This window comes from Achromobacter deleyi (assembly GCF_902859705.1).
Classification (GTDB): Bacteria; Pseudomonadota; Gammaproteobacteria; order Burkholderiales; family Burkholderiaceae_B; genus Achromobacter; species Achromobacter deleyi.
Window position 1 is genome coordinate 258,190 of the sequence record NZ_CADIJO010000006.1, and the last position, 24,210, is coordinate 282,399.

Here is a 24,210-nt window from a genome sequence, read left to right on the forward strand (position 1 = left end):
CATGGCCAGCGTTTCCCTGCAAGGCATACAGAAGTCGTACACGCGCTTCACGGCGGTGCGCTCGCTGGACCTGGACATCCGCGATGGCGAATTCGTGGTGCTGCTGGGGCCGTCGGGCTGCGGCAAGACCACCACGCTGAACATGATCGCCGGGCTGGACACGCCCACCGGGGGCCAGATCCGCATCGACGACCGGCGGGTGGACCAGGTGCCGCCGCACCGGCGCAACGTGGCCATGGTGTTCCAGAGCATCGCGCTGTATCCGCACATGACCGTGCGCGAGAACATCGGCTTTCCGCTGCGCATGCAGAAGATGCCGGCGGCCGAGGTGCGCAGCCGGGTCGACCGCGCGGCCGCGCTGCTGCGGGTCGAATCGATGCTGGACCGCAAGCCCTACCAATTGTCGGGCGGCCAGCGCCAGCGCGTGGCCATCGGCCGCGCCGTGGTGCGCGACCCCGACCTGTTCCTGTTCGACGAGCCGCTGTCCAGCCTGGACGCCAAGCTGCGCACCGACATGCGGGTCGAACTCAAGCGCCTGCACCGCAGCCTGAACGCAACCTTCATCTACGTCACCCACGACCAAGTCGAGGCCATGACGCTGGCCGACCGCATCGCGGTGATGTCGGGCGGCAACCTGTTGCAGTTCGCCGACCCTGACACCATCTATCGCCGCCCGGCCAGCATGGAAGTGGCGGACTTCATCGGCAACCCCGGCATGAACTTCCTGCGCGGCACGCTGGAGCCCCAGGACGGCGCGCCGGCCCTGCGCACCGCGGGCGGCGTCTATGCGCTGCCGCCCGCGCTGGCCGCTGCCGCACGCGCATTGCCCACCGGCAGCCAGGCGGCCCTGGGCATCCGCCCCGAAGCCATGGCGCCCGCGCCGCTGGCCGGCAACGGCCTGCTGCTGCAAGGCCAGATCTGGGCGGTGGAACCGGTGGGCCCGGATCAGTTCGTGGACGTGGCCACGGCCGGCGAAGACGGCCCGCGGCTGCGCGCCCGCCTGCCGCCGGAGCGTCGCTACGAGGTCGGCGCCCCCATCGCGCTGGCCCTGCCCGAAGCCCGCCTGTACCTGTTCGACGCCGCCGGCCTGCGCGTGCATGGCGGCGAGGAGCCGCGCACATGAGCGCCGCCAGCCTGCCGCAGGCGTCCGCGCCGCGCGCCGCCCCCGGCGGCAAAGAGATGTCGGACCTGAGCTTTGCGCTGACGGTCATCATCGCCGTGTATGCGCTGAACACGCTCATCATCGGCGTGCCGCTGGGCTATTCGTTCTGGCTCAGCCTGCACGACACCAATGCCATCCTGCGCACAGAGGAATTCGTCGGCGCCGATCTCTACGGCGAAGTGCTGACCGACCCCGCCGTCACCGACGCCATCTGGCGCAGCCTGGGTTTCGTGGCGATGTGCGTGGTGGGGTCGTTCGTGGCGGCGCTGGGCATTGCGCTGGTACTGAACGAAGAAATGCCGCTGCGCGGCCTGGTGCGCGGCTTGGCATTGCTGCCCTGGGCCATGTCGCAGGTGGTGACGGCCACGGTGTTTTCCTTCCTGCTCAATCCCAGCTTCGGCGCACTGACGGGCCTGTTGACGCCGTTGGGGCTGGCCGGCCCGAGCACGGTCTGGCTGGGCAGCGACTGGGCGCTGTTCTGGGTGGCGCTGGCCTTCGTGTGGCACATCGCGCCGCTGGGCAGCTTCTTCTACCTGGCTGCCTTGCAGACCATTCCGCGCGACCTGTACCGCGCCGCGCGGGTAGACGGCGCCGGCCCCCTGGCGCGCTTTCGCCACATCACGCTGCCCCACTTGAAGCACACCACGCTGATCGTGCTGGTGGTGATGACGGTAGAAGCCGTCCGCCAGTTCGACCTGCTGTTCTCGCTGACGCGCGGCGGACCCGGCACGTCCACACAGATCCTGCCGCTCTTGATCTTCCGCTACAACTTCGAATTCTCGAAGTACGGCCTGGCGTCGGCCGCCGCCTTCCTGCTGACGGTGCTGTCGCTGCTGCTGGCCACGGCGTACTTCATGTTGATCCGCAAGAAGCGTCCGCAAGGAGCCAGCCATGCGTAGTGAAACCGCACGAGCGGCCGGCGAAGGCTGGCGCCCCTGGCTGGTCGGGGCCGGCGTGGCAGCCGTGGCGTTCTGGTGCCTGTTCCCGCTGTACTGGACGCTGAAGGCCTCGTTCATGGACGAGTCGGCCATCATCATGGGCGTGGCGCACAACGCGGGCGGCTATACCGTCGACAACTACCTGCGCGTGCTCGGCCTATCCAGTTCCGATTCGATCTTCGGCGGACAGACCCGCGCCATCATGGCCGGCTTCGTCAACAGCGCGCTGGTGGCGTTGCCCGCGGCGGCGGCCGGCACCGCCATCGCCACGCTGGCGGGCTACGTGCTGGGGCGTTTCGAGTTTCCGTTCAAGGGGCCGCTGCTGTATGTGCTGCTGGCCTCGCGCACGCTGCCGCCGATTGCCCTGCTGATTCCGTACTACGTGTTCTTTGCCGCCATCGGCCTGGCCGGCAGCCTGTTCGGGCTGTGGATCGTCTACCTGACCGCCGTCATTCCGCTGCTGTCGTGGGTGTTGATGGGCTACTTCGCATCGCTGCCGGTGGAAATCGAACGCGCCGCGCGGATGGACGGCTGCACCCGCTGGCAGATGCTGCGCCACGTGACCCTGCCGATGGCGCTGCCCGGCATTGCCGCGGCCTTCATCATCGCCTTCCTGGTGGGCTGGAACGACCTGCTGTTCGCCATCGTGCTGACGGGCGGCACGGCGGCGCAGACGCTGTCGGCGGCGCTGCTGGGGCTGTCGCCGCTGATGCCGGGCTTTCGGGCCGACCTGGGCCTGTTCGCCGCGGCCAGCATGCTGGCCGCCCTGCCACCGCTGGCGCTGGCCATGCTGTTCCAGCGCTTCATCACCAACCTGAACATCGTCGACCCGGTGACGAGCAACACGGACTGACGCCATGCCCGCAACCAGGAATCCCGCATGACCATCGGCGTTGCTGCCCACGGCCCCCATGCCGGCGCTGCCGTGCGCGCCGCCGCTCTGGCCGCCGAACTGCTGGGCCACGGCGCCATCGGCGGCTTCGCGGTGTTCGCCGTGCTGGACGACGATGGCCGGGTGCAGCATGCCACCATTCAGCGCGGCGGCGTGACGGCGCTGGACCTGCCGCCGGCCTGGCTGCGCGCGCGCCACGCGGCCCTGATCGAAAGCGGCCCCGACCGCCCCGAGCCGCTGGTGCAATTCCTGCCGGGCGCCGACGGCGTGGGGCTGGTGACCGGGCACCGCCTGCCCAACCGGCCCGGCGCGGACGGCGCGCCGCTGAACCAGGCGGTGCTGCGGCGCCTGGCCGCCGGGCAGGCGCCAGACACCGCCGTGGCCGAGGTGCTGCGGGCGCACCCTGAAATCGACGCCGGCCTGATCGCCCTGTCCGCCGATGGGCGCCTGGCCTGGGGCAACACCGACCGGGTGGCACGCCGCCCCGACCAGGGCCAGGCCGCCCGCGACAACGGCGCCTGCCGGCTGGCGCTGCTGCACAACTCGATCTTTCCCTGCCCGCCGCTGGCCCAGGCCATGGCCGACCTGGCCTGGCATGCACTGACGGGGGAGGCCTGCGCCTGGCGGGCCCTGAGCCTGCGGGCGCCGGTGGCGATCCAGCCGGGGCCGCACGACCGGGTGCACGTCGATGCCCGCCTGCGCGTCACCGCCATCGAGCAGGCCGATCCGTCGTTTCCCACCGCCCGCAGACGCGCCAATGCCGTCTACCTGGGCAGCGAAGTCTGGCAAGATGGCAGGCATATCGGCCATACCGTCAGCGAGCTAGTCGTCGACATGGCCGACGGCCGGGTGTTCGGTCTGCCGGACCCCGCCCGCTCCCTCATCCTCATGAAGGAATCGGCCCATGTCCCGACGTGAAAACACCGAGCGCCAGATCCTGCAAGCCCTGGAAGACCAGATCAAGGAAACCGGCATGCAGGGCGTGGGCATCAACGCCATCGCCAAGCGCGCCGGGGTCAGCAAGGAACTCATCTACCGCTATTTCGACGGCATGCCCGGCCTGATGCTGGCCTGGATGCAGGAACAGGACTTCTGGACCCGCAACCCCGACCTGCTGGCGGCCGACGAATCCAGCCAGCGCAGCCCCGGCGACCTGGTGCTGTCCATGCTGCGCGCCCAGATCGACGCGCTGGCCGGCAACGAGTCGCTGCGTGAAGTGCGCCGCTGGGAACTGATCGAACGCAACGACGTGTCCGCCCCGCTGGCCGAGCGCCGCGAGCGCGCCGCACGCGGCTTCATCGACCGCGTCGACGGCCTGACCGCCGACATGGACGCCCCCGCCGTCGTCAGTGTGATGCTGGCCGGCGTGCTGTACCTGATGCTGCGCGCCAAGACCGAAAGCCACTTCCTGGGCGTGCCGCTGCGTACCCCGGAAGGCTGGGACCGCATCAACGGCGCGCTGGAACACCTGGTCAAGCACGGCTTTCCCGAACCGCTCAATACCGAATCCCTCGCCACCCTGGAGGCGCGCCGCAAGAAAACCCGGCCGCCCGCCGACACCGACACCTGAACCCCTCTATGCCAGCGCATCCCCACCCGCAGGACTACGACCTCATCATCAGCGGCGGCCTGATCGCCGACGGCCTGGGCGGCCCGGCCCGCCGCGCCGACCTGGCCATCACGGGCCAACGCATCGCCGCCATCGGCGACGGCGCCGGCTGGACCGCCCCGCGCCGCCTGGACGCCACCGGCAAGGTGGTGGCGCCGGGCTTCATCGACTGCCACACCCACGATGACCGCGCCCTGCTGGGGTCGCCGCTGATGCGCCCCAAGGTCAGCCAGGGCGTCACCACCGTGGTGACGGGCAACTGCGGCATCAGCCTGGCGCCGGTGCGTGCGCCAGGCAACATCGTGCCCCCGCCGCTGAACCTGCTGGCCCAGCACACCGGCGAGCTGTATGCCCGCATGCAGGACTACGCCGCCGCGCTGGACGCCAACCCCGCCGCCGTCAACAGCCTGGCGCTGGTCGGCCATTCCAGCCTGCGCGTGTCGGCCATGGACCGGCTGGACCGGCCCGCCGACAAGAAGGAAATCGCCGCCATGCGCCATGCGCTGGACCAGGCCATGGCCGCGGGCGCGGCGGGCCTGTCCACCGGCCTGTACTACCCCACCGCCATGCACGCCAGCACCGAAGAGGTGATCGGCGTGGCGGCACCGCTGGCCGCCTGGCAGGGCCTGTACACCACCCACCTGCGCGACGAGGCCGACCACGTCTGCGAGTCCATGGAAGAGGCCTTTCTGATCGGCCGCGCGGCCGACGTGCCGGCCATCCTGTCGCACCACAAGGTCACCGGCAAGCACAACCACGGCCGCACCGCCGAGACGCTGGCGCTGTACGACCGCGTGCGCGCCGACCAGCCGGTGGGCATGGATGTGTATCCCTATGCGGCCTCGTCCACCATTCTGGAGCCGCGCCGGGTGCCGGCCGGTGAAAAGATCATCGTCACCTGGTCGCAGACGCGGCCCGAGATCCAGGGCGTGGACCTGCGCGAACTGGCCGCCCGCGAAGGCAAGGACCCGCAGCGCCTGGCCGAAGAACTGTCGCCGGGCGGCGCCATCTATTTCTCGATGGACGAAGACGACGTCAAGCGCGTCATCGGCCACGACAACGTGATGATCGGGTCCGACGGCCTGCCGCATGACCAGCGGCCGCACCCGCGGCTGTGGGGCGCGTTTTCGCGGGTGCTGGGCCGTTATGTGCGCGAAATGCGCGTGCTGGGCATGGAACAGGCCATCCGCCGCATGACCAGCCTGACCGCCGCGCAATTCGGCTTGCGCGACCGCGGCGTGCTGCGCGCCGGCTGCTACGCCGACGTGGTGGTGTTCGACCCGGCCGCCGTGGTCGACCTGGCCACCTTCGCCGACCCCTTGCAGCCGTCCGCCGGTATCCAGGCGGTGCTGGTCAACGGCCAGCTGGTCGAAGAACACGGCGCGCCCACCGGGGCACGGCCAGGCCGCCTGTTGCGCGGCGACGATCGCGCGGCGCCGGGCTTTGACACGCCCGCCTGGGCCGGCCCCGGCACGCCAGCCTCTTCGGACCGGCCTGCCGCCTGATCCCTTTTGCATCGCGCGGCGCCGCCGCGCGGCCTCCCTGCCATCCGGCGCCACCCCGCGGGCGGCGCCCTTTCCCCGGAGCATCATGCACACTATCGTCATCGGCGCGGGCGTGGTCGGCATGGCCACTGCCTACACCCTGCATCGCGAAGGCCACCAGGTCAGCGTGGTGGACGCCGGCCCCGGCCCGGGCCTGGGCACCAGCCGGGCCAACGGCGCCCAGCTCAGCTACAGCTTCGTGGCGCCGCTGGCCGACCCCGCCGTGCTGCCCAAGCTGCCCGCCTGGCTGCTGGGCCGCGACACGCCCCTGCGCTGGCGTCCGCGGCTGGACCCGGCGCAATGGCGCTGGTGCCTGGACTTCCTGCGCGCCTGCACCCGCGCCCAAAGCCGCGCCACCACGCGCGAGCTGCTGGCGCTGGGCCTGTACAGCCGCTTGTGCGTGCATGAGCTGGTCGGCCAGGAACGGCCGGCGTTCGATTTCAGTTCGGCCGGCAAGCTGCTGGTCTACCAGGATGCCGCCAGCTACAGCCGCGCGCTGGCGCAGATGGACTACCAGGCGTCGCTGGGCTGCGAGCAGCGTGCGCTGGACCGCCAGGCCTGCCTGGACCTGGAACCCGCGCTGGCCGACATCGGCGCCAGCATCGCCGGCGCCATCTATACGCCCACCGAAGATGCCGGCGACTGCCTGCGGCTGTGCGATGAACTGGCCCGCATCCTGCGCGCCGCGCCCGGCCCGGCGCGCTTTCACTTCAATACCCCGGTGTCGGCCCTGCGCACCGAGAACGGCCGTATCGTCGCGCTGTCCACGCCCGACGGCGACCTGCAGGCCGATCACTACGTGCTGGCCGGCGGCACCGGCGCGCAGGCACTGGCGCGGCGCATCGGGCTGGACCTGCGCATCTATCCGCTCAAGGGCTACAGCCTGACCTACGACCTGACGCCCGACAGTGTCGCGCCCGTTTCCAGCATCAGCGATATCGGCCGCAAGGTGGTGTATGCGCGGCTGGGCCAGCGCCTGCGCGTGGCCGGCATGGTCGACATTGGCGCGCAAGACGCGCATATCGACCCGCGCCGCGTGCAAAGCCTGCGCGACGACGTGGCGCGGTTCTTTCCCCGCTTGAATCCTGCGGGTGCGCCCCAGGCCTGGGCGGGCCTGCGCCCCGCGCGGCCCGACGGCAAGCCGCTCATCGGCGCGACCCCGTGGCGCAATCTATGGCTGAACGCGGGCCATGGCGGCCTGGGCTTCACGCTGGCCGCGGGCAGTGCGCGCATGCTGGCGGACTTGATGCGGGGCCGCCGTCCGGCGGTCGATCCGGCGGCGTTCGCGCTGGCGGCATGACGGCGCGGGGCCGATTGCCGGCCCCGCCCGACCTCAATCGGCCTTGATCCCCCGGCTCTGGATCAGCTTGCCCCACTTGTCGCGTTCCTTCACCTCGAAGGCCGCGAGATCCGCGCCGAACAGGTTGCCGGGCGTGGCGCCGCCTTGCGCCAGCGACTGCTTCAGCGCGGGCGATTGCAGCGCCTCTTTCATCGCCGCGATCAGCTTGTCCACCACCGGCGCGGGCGTGCCGCGCGGCGCATACAAGCCGGACCACGCGGTGACCTCGAAGCCCGGCAGCCCGGCCTCGGCCATGGTGGGCAGATCAGGGGCGGCGGGGCTGCGTTCGGCCGACGTGACCGCAATGCCGCGCAGCCGGTCGCCCGCCTTCAGCGCCGCCATCGAGCTGGGCAGGTTGTCCATCAGGATATCGACCTGCCCGCCGATCACCGCGGGGATCGCGGCCGACGAGCCCTTGAACGGCACGTGCAGCATCTGCAGACCCGCCATCGACTCGAAATACGCGCCGGTCAGGTGCACCGACGAGCCGATGCCCGGCGACGCATACGAATACTTGCCCGGGTCCTTCTTCACCGCCTTCATCACGTCGTCCAGCGTGCGCCAGGGCGAACCCGCCGCCACCGCCATCACATTGGGCGTGGATGCGATCATGCCCAGCGGCACCAGGTCGGTGGCGGGGTTGAAACCGATGTTGCTGTACAGGAATTGATTGACGCTCTGGGTACCCACCGAGCCCAGCACGATGGTGTAGCCGTCCGGCTGCGCGCGCGTTGCCGCGGCCACGCCCAGGTTGCCGGCCGCGCCCGGCTTGTTCTCGACCACGATGGACTGGCCCAGCGCCGGCCGCATGTGCTCCGCGATGGTGCGGGCGAAGATGTCGGTGGTGCCGCCCGGCGGGAACGGCACGATCAGGGTGATGGGCCGCTCGGGCCAGGCCGCGGCCGCGGGTGCGCAGACCGCCATGGCGCCTGCCGCCACGGCCATGCCGGCGACGGCCAGGCGAGCGGACGCGCCGCCCGCATTTGCACGAAAAAACCTGCCCATCCTCTTCCCCTTCACAAGAAGTGTTCGATTGATCAAACGGAATCCGGCGCCACGGTACTTCGCGATGCGGACGGGCCGGCCAGGCGTGGCACAAAGCGCGTCCCGGGCGGCAAGCCCAGCGTGACCAGTTGGTCACTTTTGACGCATTAGGAACCCGCGGCCCTGGCTTGTCAATCGGGGGAAGGAGAGGTTAGGCGTTATCCCTAGGGCTGGGCTGCGGGGGTAGTTGCGGGGATAGTCGCGGGAGTTGCCGCGGGCACAGGCGCCGGGCTGGCCCCCGCAGCGGGCGCAGTGGCGTCAGTGGCCGTCGCGCCCGGCGACGCGGGTGCTGTGGCCGTGCCGGACACCGCCCCCAGCCCGTCCCACCCGCCGCCCAGCGCCACGATCAGGTTCACGCTGGCCACCAGGCGGTTGCCGTACAGGCTCAGCGCGCTGCGCTCGTTGCTGAGCGCGGTGGCATCCACCACCGCCACGCTCAGGTAGTCGACCAGGCCGGCCTTGTACTGGTTCTGGATCAGGCGCAGCGATTCGCGCGCCGATTCCAGCGCACGGCGCTGCACCGTCTGCTCGCTTTCCATCACGCGCAGCTGGATCAGGTAGTCCTCGACCTCGCGCAGCCCGACCAGCGCGGCCTGCCGATAAGCCGCCGCCTGGGCGTCGTACGAGGCCCGTGCCTGTTCGACTTGGGCCTCGCGCGCGCCGCCGTCGAAAATGGTCAGCGCCAGCGCCGGACCCAAGGACCAGAAGCGTGCCGGCGCCGTCAGCAGCTCGGCAAACTGGCCGTTGCGGAAACCGCCATCGGCCGACAGGGTCAGGCTGGGGAACCAGGCCGCCTGCGCCACGCCGATCTGCGCATTGGCCGCGGCCGCACGGCGCTCGGCGGCGGCCACGTCGGGCCGGCGCTCGAGCAGTTCGGACGGCAGGCCCACCGGAATCTGCGGCAGCTGCACGTTGAAGGTCGCGGGCGGCAACGTGAAATGCGACGGCGCCTGGCCCATCAGCACGGCAATGGCGTGCTCGTATTGGCCACGCTGCCAGTCCAGGTCGATGGACTGCGCGCGGGTGCTTTCCACCTGCGTGCGGGCCACGGCCACGTCCGACTGCCCCACCACGCCGACGTTGTAGCGGTTCTGCGTCAGCTGCAGCGATTTCTCGTAGGCCGCCACGGTGGCATCGAGCAGGCGTTTCTGTTCATCCAGCACGCGCAGTTGCAGGTAGGCCTGCACCAGCGCGGCCTGCGCGCTCAGGCGCGTGGCAGCCAGGTCAGCCAGGCTGGCCGCGGCGCTGGCCTCGGACGACTCGACGCTGCGGCGCACGCGGCCCCACACGTCCAGCTCCCAGCTGACATTGCCGGTCAGCGAATACTGGTTCGACACATTGCTGCCGCCGTTGCCCCCCGATGACGACGAAGACGAACCGCTGCCCCCGCCGCTGCCCGAGCGCGTCAGGCCCGCGCCCGCGCCCACCGTCGGGAAGAAGCCCGCGCGCGCCCCGCGCACCAGGCCCAGCGCCTGCCGGTAATTGGCCTCGGCCTGCGCGATGGTCTGGTTCGACGCGTTCAGGCGCGTCACCAGGTCGTTCAGCGTGGCATCGTCGTACACGCGCCACCACTGGCCGCGGTCGGCGTCGTCGCGCGGCTGGGCCAGCTTCCAGCCCGGCACCTCGACCTGCCCTTCCTTGTAGGTCGCGCCCACGTCCAGCGCGGGGCGCTGGTAATCGGGGCCGACGGCGCAGGCGCTCAGCACGGCGCACAGCGCCAGCACCACGCCCGCGCGCGGCAGGATTGCGTAAGAAGAAGGCTTGGCGTTGCGGATCATATTTGTTCTATGGAAGCGTCGCCGCCCGATCGCCGGGTGCGCCCGCGCGCGGCCCAGAGACGGAAACGGTCTAGGTAAAGATAAACCACGGGGGTGGTGTACAGCGTCAGGATCTGGCTCAGCACCAGCCCGCCCACGATGGTAATGCCCAGCGGCTGGCGCATCTCGACGCCGGCGCCGGTGGCCACCACCAGCGGCAGCGCGCCGAAGATCGCCGCCATGGTGGTCATCATGATCGGGCGAAAACGCGTCAGGCAGGCCTGGAAGATGGCCTCGCGCGGCGCCATGCCCTGGTTGCGCTCGGCATCCAGCGCAAAGTCCACCATCATGATGGCGTTCTTCTTGACGATGCCGATCAACAGAAACACCCCGATCAGCGCGATCAAGGTGAAGTCGGTGCGCACCAGCAGCAGCGCCAGCAGCGCGCCCAGCCCTGCCGACGGCAAGGTCGACAGAATCGTCAGCGGATGCACGAAGCTTTCGTACAGGATGCCCAGCACGATGTACATGGTGACCAGCGCGGCCAGGATCAGCCACGGCTGCTGCGCCAGCGTCTGCTGCAACGCCGCCGCCGTCCCCTGGAAGCCGGCCTGGATCTGGTCCGACGGCAGGCCGATGCGCGCCACGGCCGCATCGATGGCCGCCGTGGCCTGCCCCAGCGACACGCCGGGCGCCAGGCTGAACGACACCGTGTCGGCCACGAACAGCCCCTGGTGCTGCACGCTCAGCGGCGCATTGGCGTTCTCGAAGCGGGCAAACGCCGCCATCGGCACGCGCGCGCCGGTCGAGGTGATCACTTCCACCTGCTTGAGCGATTCGATGTCCTGCGCGAATTTCGCATCCACCCCCAGCACCACGTGGTACTGGTTCAGCGGCCCGTACATCACCGACACCTGGCGCTGGCTGAACGAATTGTTCAGCACCGTCGAAATCGTCGACATGCTCACGCCCAGCCGCGTGGCGGCCTCGCGGTCGATCACCAGGTTGATCTCGCGGCCCTTGTCCTCGACGTCGGTATCCACGTCGGTGATCTCGGGCACCTTCGACATCGCCAGCTGCACCTTGGGCATCCAGGTGCGCAGCAGTTGCAGGTCGCCCGACATCAGCGTGTAGTCGTACGAGCCCTGGCTCTGGCGCCCGCCGATGCGGATGTCCTGCTGCGACACCAGGAACATGCGCGCCCCGGGCATGTTCTGCAGCCGGGCGCGCAGGCGGTTGATGACCTGGTCGGCCGACACCTGGCGTTCGCCCAGCGGCTTGAGCTGGATCTGCATGAAGCTGCTGTTGCTGCCGCCGCGGCCGCCGGCATAGCCGGTCATGCTTTGCACGGCCGGGTCCGCCAGCACGATCTTGCGCAGCGCATCCAGTTTCGGGATCGTGGCCTGGAACGACGTGCCCTGGTCGACCCGGAAAAAGCCCAGCAGCTGGCCGGTGTCCTGCTGCGGGAAAAAGCCCTTGGGCACGACGGTGTACAGGTAGACGTTCAGGCCCACCGCCGCGGCCAGTATCACCATCATCAGGCGGCTGTGCGCCAGCGCCCAGGCCAGGCTGCGGCGGTAGCCGTCCTGCATCCAGGCAAAGCCGCTTTCGGCCCAGCGCGCCAGCCGGCCGGGCGGCTCGGGTTCCTTGGGTTCGGGTTTGAGCAGGCGGGCGCACATCATGGGCGTCAAGGTCAGCGACACCACCAGCGACACCATGATGGACGCCGACAGCGTCACGGCGAACTCGCGGAACAGCCGCCCCACCACCCCGCCCATCAACAGGATGGGAATGAACACCGCCACCAGCGACAGGCTCATCGACAGCACGGTAAAGCCGACCTCGCGCGAACCGCGCAGCGCCGCCCGCATGGGCGACATGCCGTTCTCGACGTGGCGCATGATGTTTTCGAGCACCACGATGGCATCGTCCACCACGAAGCCGGTGGCGACAATCAGCGCCATCAGCGAAATGGTGTTCAGCGTGAACCCACACAGGTACATGATGCAGAAGGTGCCGATCAACGATACCGGCACCGCAATGCTGGGAATGATGGCCGCCCGCCAGCGCCGCAGGAACAGCAGCACCACCAGCACCACCAGGCCCACCGCGATGATCAGCGTCAGCTCGGCCTCGTGCAGCGACGCGCGGATGCTGGGCGTGCGGTCCTGGGCCACGGTCAGTTGCACGTCGGCCGGCATCAGCGCCAGCAGCACGGGCAGTTGCGCCCGCACCGCGTCCACCGTCTCGATGATGTTGGCGTCGGCCTGGCGCCGCACGATCATCAGGATGGCATTGCGTTCGTTGTAGAAGCCGGTCTGGTACAGGTCTTCGACCGAATCCTCGACCTTGGCGACGTCCGACACGCGCACCGGCGCGCCGTCACGCCAGGCCACGATCAGCGGCCGATATTGCTCGGCGCGGCTGAGCTGGTCGTTGACCATGACCTGCCAGTGATAGCGGTCGTTTTCCAGCACGCCCTTGGGCCGGTTGGCGTTGGCATTGGCCAGCGCGGTACGCACGTCGTCCAGCGACACGCCGCGGTTGGCCAGCGCGCCCGGCAGCACGGTCACGCGCACCGCCGGCAGCGAACTGCCGCCCACCGTCACTTCGCCCACGCCGTCCACCTGCGACAGCTTCTGCGCCACGATGGTGGATGCCAGGTCGTACATCTTGCCCTGGCTGAGCGTGTCGGACGTCAGCGCCAGGGTCATGATGGGCGCGTCCGACGGGTTGGACTTGTGATACGTGGGGTTGCTGCGCAGGCTGGTGGGCAACAGCGAACGGGCGGCGTTGATGGCTGCCTGCACGTCGCGCGCCGCGCCGTTGATGTCGCGCGACAGATCGAACTGCAGCGTCACGCGGGTCGAGCCCTGCGTACTGCTGGAGGTCATTTCGGTCACGCCCGCGATGCTGCCCAGCGAACGTTCCAGCGGCGTGGCCACGCTGGACGCCATGGTCTCGGGGCTGGCCCCCGGCAGGCTGGCCGACACCGAGATGGTGGGAATATCCACCTGCGGCAGCGGCGCCACCGGCAGCAGGAAAAACGACAGCATGCCCGCCAGCACGACCGCCAGCGACAGCAGCGTGGTCGCTACCGGCCGGACGATGAAGGGGGCCGACAGGATCATCGCGCGTCCCCGGCGCGGGCCTCGCGCATGCCGCGCCAGCGCCGCGACATGCGGTCGAACATCAGGTAGATCACGGGCGTGGTGAACAGCGTCAGCACCTGGCTGAGCAGCAGGCCGCCCACCATCACCAGACCCAGCGGCTGGCGCAGTTCAGCGCCGGTGCCCGACGACAGCATCAGCGGCAGCGCGCCGAACAGCGCGGCCAGCGTGGTCATCAGAATGGGCCGGAACCGCAGCAGCGCCGCCTCATGGATCGCCGCGCGCGGCGACAGGCCGCGCTTGCGCTCGGCGTCCAGCGCGAAGTCGATCATCATGATCGCGTTCTTCTTGACGATACCGATCAGCAGGATGATGCCGATGATGCCGATCATGTCCAGCTCGGTGCCGCTGATCAACAGCGCCAGCAACGCCCCCACGCCGGCCGACGGCAGCGTCGACAGGATGGTGATGGGATGGATGTAGCTTTCGTACAGCACGCCCAGCACGATGTACATGGTGACGATCGCCGCCAGGATCAGCCACAGCGTGCTGGTCAGCGAATTCTGGAACGCCAGCGCGGCGCCCTGGAAGCGCGTCTCGACGCTGGCCGGCATGCCGATCTCGGCCTCGGCCGCCGTGATGGCCTCGACCGCCGCCGACAGCGATGCGCCGCGCGCCAGGTTGAACGACACCGTCACCATCGGGAACTGATCCAGCCGGTTCACGGCCAGCACCGTCTTGCCTTCCGTGATGCGCGCAATCGACGACAGCGGCACCTGCGCCCCGGTCGAGGTCGGCACGTGGATCTGCCCCAGCGAGGCCGGGTTCATCTGGAATTGCGGCTGCACTTCCAGCACCACGCGGTACTGGTTGGACTGGGTGAAGATGGTGGAGATCAGGCGCTGGCCAAAGGCGTCGTACAGCGCCTCGTCCACTACCGCCGCCGTGATGCCCAGGCGCGAGGCCGCATCGCGGTCGATCTCGACCCAGGTCTGCAGGCCGTCGTCCTGCAGGTCGTCGGTCACGTCTTTCAAGCCCGGCACCTGGCGCAGGCGGTCGATCAGCTTGGGGGTCCATTCGCTCAGCACCGCCAGGTCGGGGTTGGACACCGTCATCTGGTACTGCGTGCGGCTGACCCGGTCTTCGATCGTCAGGTCCTGCACCGGCTGCATGTACACCGTCAGGCCGTCCTGCTTGGCAAACGACTGCTGCAACCGCGCCATCACGGTGGCCAGGTCGCCATTGCGCTCGGCCTGCGGCTTGAGCGCGATCTGCATGCGGCCCGCGCTGAGCGTGGCGTTGCTGCCATCCACGCCGATGAACGAGGACACCGCCTGCACGTCCGGATCTTCCAGCGCCAACCGCGCGGCGGCCTGCTGGCGGTCGGCCATGGCGGTGAACGAAATGGATTGCGGCGCCTGGGTGATGGCCTGGATCAGGCCGGTGTCCTGCTGCGGGAAAAAGCCCTTGGGCACCAGGATATACAGCAGCACCGTCAGCGCGAAGGTCGCCAGGGCCACCAGCAGGGTCAGCGGCTGGTGGCGCAGCACCTTCTGCAGCATGCGGTCGTAGGCGGCGATGATGCGGTCGATGAAGGCGCCGGTGGCCTGGTGGAAACGGCCGTGCTTCTGCTCGGACTCGGCGCGCAGCAGGCGTGCGCACATCATCGGCGTCAACGTCAGCGAGACCACCAGCGAAATCAGGATCGACACCGCCAGCGTGATGGCGAACTCGCGGAACAGCCGCCCCACGACCTCGGTCATGAACAGCAGCGGAATCAGCACCGCGATCAGCGAGAACGTCAGCGAGATCAGCGTGAAACCGATCTGCGAGGCACCCTTGAGCGCGGCCTGCAGCGGCGTTTCGCCTTCTTCGATGTGGCGCGCGATGTTCTCGATCATGACGATGGCGTCGTCCACCACGAAGCCGGTGGCAATCGTCAGCGCCATCAGCGTCAGGTTGTTGATCGAGAACCCGGCCAGGTACATGATGCCGAACGTGCCCACCAACGACAGCGGCACCACCACGCTGGGAATCAACGTGGCCGTCAGGCTGCGCAGGAAAACGAAGGTCACCATCACCACCAGCGCCACGGCCAGCAGCATTTCGAACTGCACGTCGGCCACCGAATCGCGGATGGTCTGGGTGCGGTCAGACACCACCGTCACATCCAGCGTGGCCGGCAGCGCGGCGCGCAGCTGCGGCAGCAGCGTCTGGATGCGATTGACCACGTCGATGACGTTGGCGCCCGGCTGGCGCTGGATGTTCAGCAAGATGGCCGGCTTGTCGCCCGCCCAGGCCGCCTGGCGCGTGTCTTCGGCGCCTTCCACGGCGCGCGCCACATCCGACAGGCGCAGGGGCGCGTTGTTTTTGTAGGCAATGATCAGGTCGTTGTAGTCGGTGGGCGACTTGAGCTGGTCATTGGCGTTGATGGTGGTCGAGCGCAGCGGCCCGTCCAGGTTGCCCTTGGGCTGGTTGACGTTGGCGCCCACCACCGCGGTGCGCAGGTCCGTCAGCCCCAGGCCGTTGGCCGCCAGCGCCTGCGGATTGACCTGCACCCGCACCGCCGGGCGCTGACCGCCCGCCACGCTGACCAGCCCCACGCCGGGAATCTGCGACAGCTTCTGCGCCACCCGCGTATCGACCAGGTCGCGCACCTGCGGCAGCGGCATGGTCGGCGAGGTGATCGCCAGGGTCAGCACCGCGGCATCGGCCGGGTTGACCTTGTTGTAGGTCGGCGGCACCGGCAGGTCGCTGGGCAGCAGGTTCGACGCGGCATTGATGGCCGCCTGCACCTGCTGCTCGGCCACGTCCAGCGGCAGCGTCAGGTTGAACTGCATGGTGATGACCGACGCGCCGCCCGAACTGGTGGACGACATCTGGTTCAGCCCCGGCATCTGGCCGAATTGCCGTTCCAGTGGCGAGGTCACCAGCGAGGTCATCACGTCCGGGCTGGCGCCCGGGTACAGCGTGGTCACCTGGATGGTGGGGTAATCGACTTCGGGCAGGGCCGAGACCGGCAGCAGGCGGTAGGCGATGAAGCCGGCGATCAGGATGGCCACCATCGACAGCGTGGTGGCCACGGGCCGCAGGATGAACAGGCGCGACGGGCTCACGGCGATATCCCTGGCTTACCGGGTGGCCGGCGTGGTGCCCGCCGGGGCGCCGCCGCCCAGCGACTTGTCCTTGGGAATCACCTCGGCGCCGCCCACGACCTCGACCTTGGCGCCAGCGCGCAGACGGTCAGTGCCCTCGGTCACGACGCGGTCGCCGGGCTGCAGCCCTTCGTTCACGGCCACCATGCCATTGTTGATCGCGCCCAGCTTGACCTGCTTGACCTGCACGGTGTTGTCGGCCTGCACCTGGAACACGAAGGCGCCGGCCGATCCCTGCTGGATCGCCGCCGTGGGAATCGCGGTGACGTCCTTGCGCGTCAGCACGTGCAGGCGCACATTGACGAACTGGTTGGGAAACAGCGCGTCGTCCTGGTTGTCGAACTTGGCCTTCAGCTTGAGCGTGCCGGTCGTGACGTCGATCTGGTTGTCCAGCGTTTCCAGCTTGCCGGCCGCAATGCGCCGGGTGTCGGCGCGGTCATAGGCCTCGACCGCCAGCGTCTTGCCCTGGGCCAGTTCGGCGCGCACTTCGGGCAGCTGGGTTTCGGGCAGCGTGAACACCACCGAAATCGGCTGGGTCTGGGTAATCACCACCAGGCCGTTGGTGTCCGAGCTGGACACCAGATTGCCGCGATCGACCTGGCGCAGGCCCAGGCGGCCGCTGATGGGCGCGGTGATGCGGGCGTAATCCAGCTGCAGGCGCGCATTGTCGACATTGGCCTGGTCGCTCTTGATGGTGCCCTCGTATTGGCGCACCAGCGCGGCCTGGGTGTCGACCTGCTGCTTGGCGATGGAATCCTGCTTGAACAGGGCCTGGTAGCGTTGCAGGTCGCGGCGCGCGTTCTCGAGCAGCGCCAGGTTCTGCATCTGGGTGCCGCGGGCCTGATCCAGCGCCACCTGGAATGCACGCGGGTCCACCTGCGCCAGCAGGTCGCCGGCCTTGACCATCTGGCCTTCCTGGAACGGCACGTCCACCAGTTCGCCGCTGACGCGGCTGCGCACGGTGACGGTGTTGTAGGCGGTCACGGTGCCCAGCGACTTCAGGAAGATGTCGATGTCCTGCGTGACAGCGGTGGCTACCCGCACCGGCACGGCCAGGTTGGCCATGGCCGCCGCCATGTTGGGCCGCCCGCCGCCGGGGCGTCCGCCGCCCGCGCCGCCCGGCTTGGCCGCCGGCCGCAGCGCCACCCAGGCAATGCCGGCCACCACCAGCAAAAGCACCCCTAAACCGATGATTCTGCGGCGGGTCCAGCGGGAGGTCGGGGAAACGGGACGGCTATCGGACATGGGAAACGGTTCCGGCACTGACGGAGAAAGCCGTATTGTGTACTAGACAGGCGTCTTTTCAGCGATTGGCCGTTACGACTGAAATAGAGCGCAACAGGAATCGGGGCACGATGGGGCTAGGGTCCGGCCATCCGGGGTACGGCCATCCGGGGCCGGCCCTTCAGGTCAGGAATTGCAGAGCGTCATCTGGAACGGGACGTCGCGGGCGACCTGCTGGGGCTTGAATTCGCCGTCCTGCGTCGAAAAGCGGATCCAGATCATGTACTTATTGGCGCTGATCTCGGGGAACGCGCCCTGGGTCGGGTCGACCCACACGCGCAGCAGCTGGAACTGCTTGCCGGCCAGCATCTGCTGGTAGGCGCCCTGTTCGGCCACGATGTCGGTCTTGCGGCCGGACTCGCGCAACAGCCGCAGCGCCAGCGTCAGGCCGTCGTAGAGCGGTCCGAAAGGCGCCAGCCAGGCTTGCAGGTCGGCGCAGCGCGCGGCTTCGGACTTGTGCTGCCAGGCGTAGTAGGACGGCATGTCGACCTGCGTGGCGCCACCGGGCACCGACAGGCGGCCGCGCAGGCTGGTCAGCCACTCGTTTTCGCGCAGCGATTGGCCGGTCTTGCCGGGCGCGGCCAGGGCCGCAGAGACTTTTTCAAGTTCGCGCAGCATGCCTTCCAGCGCATCCTGCGCCACGCCGGGGTGGTCGCGCAGGCCCATCAGGGCCACGCGTTGGCGTTCCAGGTCTTGCAGCACGGCGCCCTTGACGTCGGTGCGTTCGCACGCGTCGAGCAGATCGAACAACGAGGTGACGGCGACCTGGTGCTGGCGTGAGTCTCCCTCGCGGGCAAAGAAGAACAACCTGTCGAACAGGTATTCAAGCCGCAGGTAAGCGCGGATGCGCTCATTGAAGGGATATTCGTAAACAATCACGCTTGTAAACAGGCCCATCAGAGGTCGGCCTGAAGGCCGAGATTATTCAGGGGTGCCGGCCAAGCCCTGGGCTTGCCGGCCCGTCGTGGCCGCCAGTGCCAGCCAGCGATCATGCAGGGTCTTCGCCTGCGCGCGCAATTGTTCCGGTGATGTCGCACCGTCGTTATTGATGACGTCATCGGCGACGGCCAACCGGCTTGCCCGCGCAGCCTGTGCCGCCATGATACGCCTGATGGCAGAGTCCGTCAGCCCGCTGCGCGAACGCACGCGCGCCACTTGGGTTTCCGGGTCGCAATCGACCACGCAGATGCGGTCGACGCGGCTGCGCCAACGGTCGATCGACTCGACCAGCAGCGGCACCACGAACACCAGGTAAGGTCCTTGCGCGGCCGCGGCCTGGCGTTCGGTTTCCTGGCCGATGACCGGGTGCAGCAAGGCTTCCAGGCGCAGGCGAACCTGCGGATCGGCAAAGGCGCGCTCGCGCATCCAGTCGCGGTTCAAGGCGCCGTCGGCCGTCAATGCGCCCGGGCCGAATTCGCGTTCGATGGCGGGCATCGCGGCGCCGCCAGCCGCCGTCAATGCGCGTGCGATCTCGTCGGTGTCGACCACCGATGCGCCCCACTCCCCCAGCATGTCGGCCACGCGCGATTTGCCGGAACCGATGCCGCCTGTCAGGCCGATATTGAACATGTGCGTCATTCCTTGCTTACTTGAACGATAGGGCCTGCAACGGCCGCGGATGGCATCGACGGGGCCGACATCGACCGGGCGACCGGCGTACGCCTTGCGGCGGGCCTCAGCGCAGCAACCATCCCATGCCCTGCTCGCCGCCCAGCAACAACACCACCACGCCAGCCAGCGCCAGGTATGGCCCGAACGGCAGGGCCTGCCCGCGGCTGGCGCGGCCGCTGAGCGTTTGCGCGCCGCCGATCACCACGCCCACCACCGACGCGCCCAGCAGCAGCATCGGCAAGGCGCCCACGCCAAACCAGGCGCCCAGCGCGGCCAGCAGCTTGAAATCGCCAAAGCCCATGCCCTCGCGCCCGGTCAGCAGGCGGAATGCATGAAAGATAACCCACAGGAACAGATAGCCGGCCACCGCGCCCACCACCGCCAGCTGCAACGTGGTGAAGGCGTCGAACAGGTTCACCAGCAAGCCGGCCCAGGCCAGCGGCAGCGTGATCGAATCGGGCAGCAGGGTGGATTCCAGGTCGATCCAGGCCAACGCCACCAGCGCAGCCGACAGGCCCATGGCGCACAGCGCGATGGGCGTGGCGCCGAAGCGCCAGGCGCACGCGGCAAACAGCACGCACGTGGTCAGTTCAATGGCGGGATAGCGCCAGCCGATTGCGCCATGACAGGCGCCGCAGCGGCCCCGCAGCGCCAGCCAGCCCACGAGCGGCAGCCGCCGCCAGCCGGCCACGGGAGCTTCGCAATGCGGGCAGTGCGAAGGCGGGGCCAGCAAGCCGTAATCGGCCGGCGGCCGGGCCTTGCCCACGGCGTCCAGGCACTGCGCCTGCCATTCGCGTTCCATCATGCGCGGCAGCCGGTAGGTCAGCCGGGTCAGCCAGCCGCCCACGAACAGGCCGACCAGCGCCGCCAGGCCGATGAACCCCGCCAGGGGGATCGGAAAGACATGCCACAAGGAGGTCATGCGGGGCCCCGCGACGCGGCCTGCCCTGCCGAACATCCGGCATTTTCGGCAAAACGGCAGGCTTGCCGCCAGGGACCGTGTCGTAATTTGTGCATAAAGGGCGAACAGTGTCTTTCGGGGTGTGGGGGAACGTATCGAATCTTCGCATAAGTGCGTAAAATCGGAGACAGACTCAACTTACGGATCAGCTGCCATGGCCGCGCGCGTCGATATCCTCTCCCGCCCCCGCAAACTCAGCATCGTGGGGCTGCTGTTAGCGGGCACGGTACTGGGCGCTGCCGGCTGCGCCCAGCAACGCACCGAAGGCTACTACGACCCGCCGGTCGAAAGCACGGTTACCGACGCCCAATACCAGGGTTCGGGCGCCGGCTACCGCACCGTGCTGCGCGCGCCTTCGCAAGTGCAGATCGCGCTCAAGCCCGACCAGAAGAAAACTCAGGCCCAATCCGGCCAGCCCGCCCAGGGCGGCAGCATCACCGAAGACGGCCAGGCCGTGCCGGAAGGCACGGAAAGCGCTTCGGCATCGTCGGCCGGTTCGGCGCCCGCACCGGTCACCGCTCCCGCGGGCGGTGCGACCCAAAGCGCCACGGCCAACAGCCTGGTGCCGCAACCGCAAACCTATATGGGCACCCTGCCGTGTTTCTCGCCCGCCATGCAATGCACGGCGCAGCGCGTCACGCTGACCCTGGCGCCCAACGGCCGCTGGCGCGGCCGCACGGCCTACCTGGAAGACGCCGCCAAGAAGGCCGCCCCGGTGGTGGAACAAGGCTGCTGGGACGCCACCGACGAACGCCCGCCGCGCGTCATCCTGCTGGACGGCCAGGGCAATGTGCGGGTGGAATTCCTGGTGGCCGCCAACAACGTGCTGCGCGTGCGTTCCATCGGCGGCCAGACGCCCAACCTGAACTACAACCTGACCCGCCAGCCGGATCTGGACCCGATCGACGAACTGGCCAAGGCCAACGCGCCCCAGTGCCCCTGAACCTGACGGGCGGGGGGTTCGCCCCGGCCTGAGCAGAGCGGTTCCCATCCAGGGCCTGCCGAACCTTGTGTTCGCCAGGCCCTGAATTTTGGGCAGACGCCGTTTGTATGTAAGCACACACTTACTTCCAAAGCACCGATTTAGAAGGGCTCAGGGAAATGACCGGGCTCTGCATCACCGTTCTCTGCATCACCATTCTCTGCATCATCGGCGTCCATGCCACCGGCATCTATGCCGGCACCTTTTGTGCCACCCGCCTCCGTGTCAACCGCCGCCGGCGCTGGCCGGGTGGCGTACCCCGCTGTCGCGTCTTGCGGTTCATGCAGTTGGTACGCCGCCGATTGAGCCGCGGCCCAACCATGGGGGAACTCCGGGGATGCCTGGTGAAGTGGCCTGGACAGTGACCCGGGCCTTGGCGGCAAGGACGGCGCCAGGGGGTCTTCGCGTGTGATGCCCAGCACCGGCGATGCGCCCGAACGGCCATGGGCGCACAAGCGGCAGGCCAGTTGCATGGCATTGCGCGCCCGCAGCTTGGTGAAAATGCGGGCGCGGTGGGATTCCACGGTGCGCAGGGAAATGCCCAGGTCGATGGCGATGACCTTGTTGGGGCGGCCCGCCGCGACGTAGGCGACGATTTGCCGCTCGCGCGGGGTCAGGGCGGACAGGACGGCATCGAGGTCGGGACGGGGTGTCTGCATGGGAAGACTCAACTCTGCAATGAAGGATTGCAGTGAGTCTGCCCCGCGCCCGACGGCACCGTAAGCTGGCAATTCTGATAGGGGTGCCCGCCCCTCCCAGGCAGTGCCCTACGCGGCGTAGGACAGTTCCAGATTGTCGATCAGGCGGGTTGCGCCGAGCTTGGCGGCGGCCAGCACCACCACCGGCTCGCCGGCCTGCAGGTCGGCGGCTTCCGGGCGCTTGAGGTCGCGCTGGCGGCGCAGGGCAATGTAGTCCACCTGCCAGCCACGGGCAGTCAGGGCCTGGGTGGCATCGCGTTCCAGGGCGGCCGCATCGCGTTCGCCCGCGGCCAGGCGCTGGCCGATCGTCTGCAATTGCGCGTACAACGCCGGGGCTTCGGCGCGTTCGCCCTCGGTCAGGTAGCGGTTGCGCGACGACAGGGCCAGACCGTCGTCGGCGCGCACCGTTTCGTGCGCCAGCACCTCGACGGGCAGCTGGAACTGGCGGCACATGTTGCGCACCACCATCAGCTGTTGGTAGTCCTTCTTGCCGAACACGGCCACGCGCGGCTGCACGCAGGAAAACAGCTTGAGCACCACGGTGCTGACGCCAGCGAAAAAGCCCGGGCGGAACTCGCCTTCCAGGATGTCGCCCAGGTCGTCGGGCGGCTGCACGCGGTAATTCTGCGGCTCGGGATACATCTCGCGCTCGTTGGGCGCGAACAGCACATAGACGTCGCGCTCGCGTTCCAGCTTTTCGATGTCGGCCGCCAGGGTGCGCGGATACTGGTCGAAGTCTTCGTTGGGCCCGAATTGCAGGCGGTTCACGAAGATGCTGGCCACGACCGGGTCGCCATGCTGGCGCGCCAGTTTCATCAGCGCCAGATGGCCTTCGTGCAGGTTGCCCATGGTGGGCACGAACGACACGCGGTTCTGGCCGCGCAGTTGATCGCGCAATTCCTGGATGGTGTGTACGACTTTCAAGGGAATTCTCCGGGGATGGCGGCAGCCCGGTCAGGTTCAGGGCCTGTTGACGAAAGGCTGGGCCTAGGCCGCGACCGCCGCGACGCTGGTATAGGCCAGGCGCACGTAGATGGGAGCATAGGGTTCGGCCTGCGTGATTTCCAGCAAGGATTCACGGGCCAGTTCCAGCATGGCGATGAAGTGCACCACGACGACGGCGGCGGGCGCGCCTTCGCGCACGCGTTCCATGAACAGGTCGCCGAATTCCATGAAGCGCACGTCATTCAGGCGCCGCAGGATGTGCGTCATGTGGTCGCGCACCGACAATTGCTCGCGCGTGATGTGGTGGTGCTGGTTGAGCTTGGCCCGCTTCATGATGTCGGCCCAGGCTTCGCGCAGGTCATCGACACTGACTTCGGGCAGCATGCGCTCGACGCTCAGGTCGGCCACGGCGTGGCTGCTGACGAAGTCGCGGCCCAGCTGGGGCATGGCGTCCAGCTTCTGGGCGGCCAGCTTCATCTGCTCGTATTCGAGCAGGCGGCGCACGAGTTCGGCGCGCGGATCTTCGGGTTCTTCGCCGGTGTCGGTCTTTTTCACCGGCAGCAGCATGCGCGACTTGATCTCGATCAGCATCGCCGCCATGAGCAGGTATTCAGCCGCCAGCTCAAGGTTGTGGATGCGGATCTGGTCGACATAGGACAGATACTGCCGCGTGACATCCGCCATGGGGATGTCCAGCACATTGAAGTTCTGTTTGCGGATCAGGTAGAGCAAGAGGTCCAGCGGCCCCTCGAACGCCTCGAGGAAGATCTCCAGCGCGTCCGGCGGAATGTACAGGTCCGTCGGCATCTGGAACAGCGGCTCGCCGTACAGACGCGCGAAAGCGACGCTGTCTATCGTGTCGGGGGTGCTGTCGACGGGCGGTTCCACTAGCGCGGCCAGGGCATCGCCCGGGACGGAGGGGGGGTGGGCCATGGTTGCCGCAACGAGATCAGTCGGCCTGATACACGTACGGCTTTTGCGGCACGCGGGCCGCGCGGAAGCCTTCCAGCAGCTCCGCGTCTTGCGGCTTGTCCCAAAGACGGGCACGGCCTTCGCGCTGGCGTTCTTCGGTGCCAGGATGCGACTGCTTGAAGTCTTTCAGGAAAAGGGTGATCTCGGATTCGTAGTTGGTCGCCATGGCACCAATTTCATTGGGTTTCGGATACCCGGAGTTTACTT

The 24,210-nt window shown here is 68.5% G+C and carries 20 protein-coding genes; 8 read left to right on the forward strand and 12 right to left on the reverse strand.

Annotated features, from left to right (window positions below; all coding sequences use genetic code 11):
* The first annotated feature begins 1 nt into the window (after position 1).
* From HV798_RS11845 to HV798_RS11875, 7 genes are all read left to right on the forward strand, one after another.
* Positions 2–1,123: an ABC transporter ATP-binding protein gene (locus HV798_RS11845; protein ID WP_175196224.1), complete on the forward strand. Its 1,122-nt coding sequence runs from the start codon at positions 2–4 to the stop codon at positions 1,121–1,123.
* Positions 1,120–2,061 carry a carbohydrate ABC transporter permease gene (locus tag HV798_RS11850; protein WP_246288714.1) on the forward strand — a complete coding sequence of 314 codons (942 nt, stop codon included), beginning with the start codon at positions 1,120–1,122 and terminating at the stop codon, positions 2,059–2,061. The genes HV798_RS11845 and HV798_RS11850 overlap by 4 nt, the downstream gene beginning before the upstream one ends.
* Entirely contained in the window at positions 2,054–2,953 is a 900-nt protein-coding gene (locus HV798_RS11855; protein WP_175196226.1) for a carbohydrate ABC transporter permease, read from the forward strand. Before HV798_RS11850 ends, HV798_RS11855 begins: the two co-directional genes overlap by 8 nt.
* A gap of 27 nt (positions 2,954–2,980) precedes the next feature.
* Positions 2,981–3,910 (forward strand): DUF6963 family protein, encoded by a 930-nt coding sequence (locus HV798_RS11860; RefSeq protein ID WP_175196228.1) that lies wholly within the window; start codon positions 2,981–2,983, stop codon positions 3,908–3,910.
* A complete protein-coding gene (locus tag HV798_RS11865) occupies positions 3,897–4,562 on the forward strand; it encodes a TetR/AcrR family transcriptional regulator (protein WP_175196230.1) in 666 nt (221 codons plus the stop codon). Before HV798_RS11860 ends, HV798_RS11865 begins: the two co-directional genes overlap by 14 nt.
* Positions 4,563–4,570: 8 nt before the next feature.
* Positions 4,571–6,106, forward strand: a complete 1,536-nt coding sequence (locus HV798_RS11870) for an N-acyl-D-amino-acid deacylase family protein (RefSeq protein ID WP_175196233.1) — start codon at positions 4,571–4,573, stop codon at positions 6,104–6,106.
* Positions 6,107–6,191: 85 nt separating this feature from the next.
* Positions 6,192–7,445, forward strand: coding sequence for a D-amino acid dehydrogenase (locus HV798_RS11875; RefSeq protein ID WP_175196235.1), 1,254 nt, complete (start codon positions 6,192–6,194; stop codon positions 7,443–7,445).
* 33 nt (positions 7,446–7,478) lie between these two features.
* Here HV798_RS11875 and HV798_RS11880 read toward each other — a convergent pair whose 3' ends face one another.
* From HV798_RS11880 to HV798_RS11915, 8 genes are all read right to left on the reverse strand, one after another.
* On the reverse strand, positions 7,479–8,489 hold the full coding sequence (locus HV798_RS11880) for a Bug family tripartite tricarboxylate transporter substrate binding protein (RefSeq protein WP_246288716.1): 1,011 nt from the start codon (positions 8,487–8,489) through the stop codon (positions 7,479–7,481).
* 203 nt (positions 8,490–8,692) lie between these two features.
* Positions 8,693–10,306: an efflux transporter outer membrane subunit gene (locus HV798_RS11885; RefSeq protein ID WP_175196237.1), complete on the reverse strand. Its 1,614-nt coding sequence runs from the start codon at positions 10,304–10,306 to the stop codon at positions 8,693–8,695.
* Positions 10,303–13,416: a multidrug efflux RND transporter permease subunit gene (locus HV798_RS11890; protein WP_175196239.1), complete on the reverse strand. Its 3,114-nt coding sequence runs from the start codon at positions 13,414–13,416 to the stop codon at positions 10,303–10,305. The genes HV798_RS11885 and HV798_RS11890 overlap by 4 nt, the downstream gene beginning before the upstream one ends.
* Positions 13,413–16,511: an MdtB/MuxB family multidrug efflux RND transporter permease subunit gene (locus tag HV798_RS11895; RefSeq protein WP_175196241.1), complete on the reverse strand. Its 3,099-nt coding sequence runs from the start codon at positions 16,509–16,511 to the stop codon at positions 13,413–13,415. Before HV798_RS11895 ends, HV798_RS11890 begins: the two co-directional genes overlap by 4 nt.
* Positions 16,512–16,526: 15 nt before the next feature.
* Positions 16,527–17,795: an MdtA/MuxA family multidrug efflux RND transporter periplasmic adaptor subunit gene (locus HV798_RS11900; RefSeq protein WP_025137225.1), complete on the reverse strand. Its 1,269-nt coding sequence runs from the start codon at positions 17,793–17,795 to the stop codon at positions 16,527–16,529.
* A gap of 165 nt (positions 17,796–17,960) precedes the next feature.
* Complete coding sequence (zapD, locus tag HV798_RS11905) at positions 17,961–18,713, reverse strand: cell division protein ZapD (RefSeq protein ID WP_025137224.1); 753 nt, start codon at positions 18,711–18,713, stop codon at positions 17,961–17,963.
* Between the two features lie 42 nt (positions 18,714–18,755).
* Positions 18,756–19,403 carry a dephospho-CoA kinase gene (gene coaE / locus HV798_RS11910; protein WP_175196243.1) on the reverse strand — a complete coding sequence of 216 codons (648 nt, stop codon included), beginning with the start codon at positions 19,401–19,403 and terminating at the stop codon, positions 18,756–18,758.
* Between the two features lie 106 nt (positions 19,404–19,509).
* A complete protein-coding gene (locus HV798_RS11915) occupies positions 19,510–20,367 on the reverse strand; it encodes a prepilin peptidase (protein ID WP_175196245.1) in 858 nt (285 codons plus the stop codon).
* A gap of 193 nt (positions 20,368–20,560) precedes the next feature.
* Here HV798_RS11915 and HV798_RS11920 point away from each other — a divergent pair, with 193 nt between their 5' ends.
* Positions 20,561–21,349 (forward strand): copper resistance protein NlpE N-terminal domain-containing protein, encoded by a 789-nt coding sequence (locus tag HV798_RS11920; RefSeq protein ID WP_175196247.1) that lies wholly within the window; start codon positions 20,561–20,563, stop codon positions 21,347–21,349.
* A 140-nt stretch (positions 21,350–21,489) separates the two neighbouring features.
* Here the strand turns inward: HV798_RS11920 and HV798_RS31840 are convergent, their stop codons facing one another.
* The 4 genes from HV798_RS31840 to HV798_RS11940 all read right to left on the reverse strand — a co-directional run bounded on the left by HV798_RS31840 (position 21,490) and on the right by HV798_RS11940 (position 24,169).
* Complete coding sequence (locus HV798_RS31840) at positions 21,490–22,047, reverse strand: response regulator transcription factor (RefSeq protein ID WP_281360852.1); 558 nt, start codon at positions 22,045–22,047, stop codon at positions 21,490–21,492.
* 108 nt (positions 22,048–22,155) lie between these two features.
* On the reverse strand, positions 22,156–23,010 hold the full coding sequence (panC, locus tag HV798_RS11930) for a pantoate--beta-alanine ligase (RefSeq protein ID WP_175196249.1): 855 nt from the start codon (positions 23,008–23,010) through the stop codon (positions 22,156–22,158).
* Positions 23,011–23,073: 63 nt separating this feature from the next.
* Entirely contained in the window at positions 23,074–23,964 is an 891-nt protein-coding gene (locus tag HV798_RS11935; RefSeq protein ID WP_025137218.1) for a segregation and condensation protein A, read from the reverse strand.
* A 16-nt stretch (positions 23,965–23,980) separates the two neighbouring features.
* A complete protein-coding gene (locus HV798_RS11940; RefSeq protein ID WP_025137217.1) occupies positions 23,981–24,169 on the reverse strand; it encodes a DUF3460 family protein in 189 nt (62 codons plus the stop codon).
* Between the last annotated feature and the right edge of the window lie 41 nt (positions 24,170–24,210).

Excerpts from the sequence above, each read along its gene's own strand:
- HV798_RS11845 (WP_175196224.1), top strand. The coding sequence starts at position 2 with ATGGCCAGCGTTTCCCTGCAAGGCATACAGAAGTCGTACACGCGCTTC.
- HV798_RS11850 (WP_246288714.1), top strand. The coding sequence starts at position 1,120 with ATGAGCGCCGCCAGCCTGCCGCAGGCGTCCGCGCCGCGCGCCGCCCCC.
- HV798_RS11855 (WP_175196226.1), top strand. The coding sequence starts at position 2,054 with ATGCGTAGTGAAACCGCACGAGCGGCCGGCGAAGGCTGGCGCCCCTGG.
- HV798_RS11860 (WP_175196228.1), top strand. The coding sequence starts at position 2,981 with ATGACCATCGGCGTTGCTGCCCACGGCCCCCATGCCGGCGCTGCCGTG.
- HV798_RS11865 (WP_175196230.1), top strand. The coding sequence starts at position 3,897 with ATGTCCCGACGTGAAAACACCGAGCGCCAGATCCTGCAAGCCCTGGAA.
- HV798_RS11870 (WP_175196233.1), top strand. The coding sequence starts at position 4,571 with ATGCCAGCGCATCCCCACCCGCAGGACTACGACCTCATCATCAGCGGC.
- HV798_RS11875 (WP_175196235.1), top strand. The coding sequence starts at position 6,192 with ATGCACACTATCGTCATCGGCGCGGGCGTGGTCGGCATGGCCACTGCC.
- HV798_RS11880 (WP_246288716.1), bottom strand. The coding sequence starts at position 8,489 with ATGGGCAGGTTTTTTCGTGCAAATGCGGGCGGCGCGTCCGCTCGCCTG.
- HV798_RS11885 (WP_175196237.1), bottom strand. The coding sequence starts at position 10,306 with ATGATCCGCAACGCCAAGCCTTCTTCTTACGCAATCCTGCCGCGCGCG.
- HV798_RS11890 (WP_175196239.1), bottom strand. The coding sequence starts at position 13,416 with ATGATCCTGTCGGCCCCCTTCATCGTCCGGCCGGTAGCGACCACGCTG.
- HV798_RS11900 (WP_025137225.1), bottom strand. The coding sequence starts at position 17,795 with ATGTCCGATAGCCGTCCCGTTTCCCCGACCTCCCGCTGGACCCGCCGC.
- coaE (WP_175196243.1), bottom strand. The coding sequence starts at position 19,403 with ATGTTCAATATCGGCCTGACAGGCGGCATCGGTTCCGGCAAATCGCGC.
- HV798_RS11915 (WP_175196245.1), bottom strand. The coding sequence starts at position 20,367 with ATGACCTCCTTGTGGCATGTCTTTCCGATCCCCCTGGCGGGGTTCATC.
- HV798_RS11920 (WP_175196247.1), top strand. The coding sequence starts at position 20,561 with ATGGCCGCGCGCGTCGATATCCTCTCCCGCCCCCGCAAACTCAGCATC.
- HV798_RS31840 (WP_281360852.1), bottom strand. The coding sequence starts at position 22,047 with ATGCAGACACCCCGTCCCGACCTCGATGCCGTCCTGTCCGCCCTGACC.
- HV798_RS11935 (WP_025137218.1), bottom strand. The coding sequence starts at position 23,964 with ATGGCCCACCCCCCCTCCGTCCCGGGCGATGCCCTGGCCGCGCTAGTG.
- HV798_RS11940 (WP_025137217.1), bottom strand. The coding sequence starts at position 24,169 with ATGGCGACCAACTACGAATCCGAGATCACCCTTTTCCTGAAAGACTTC.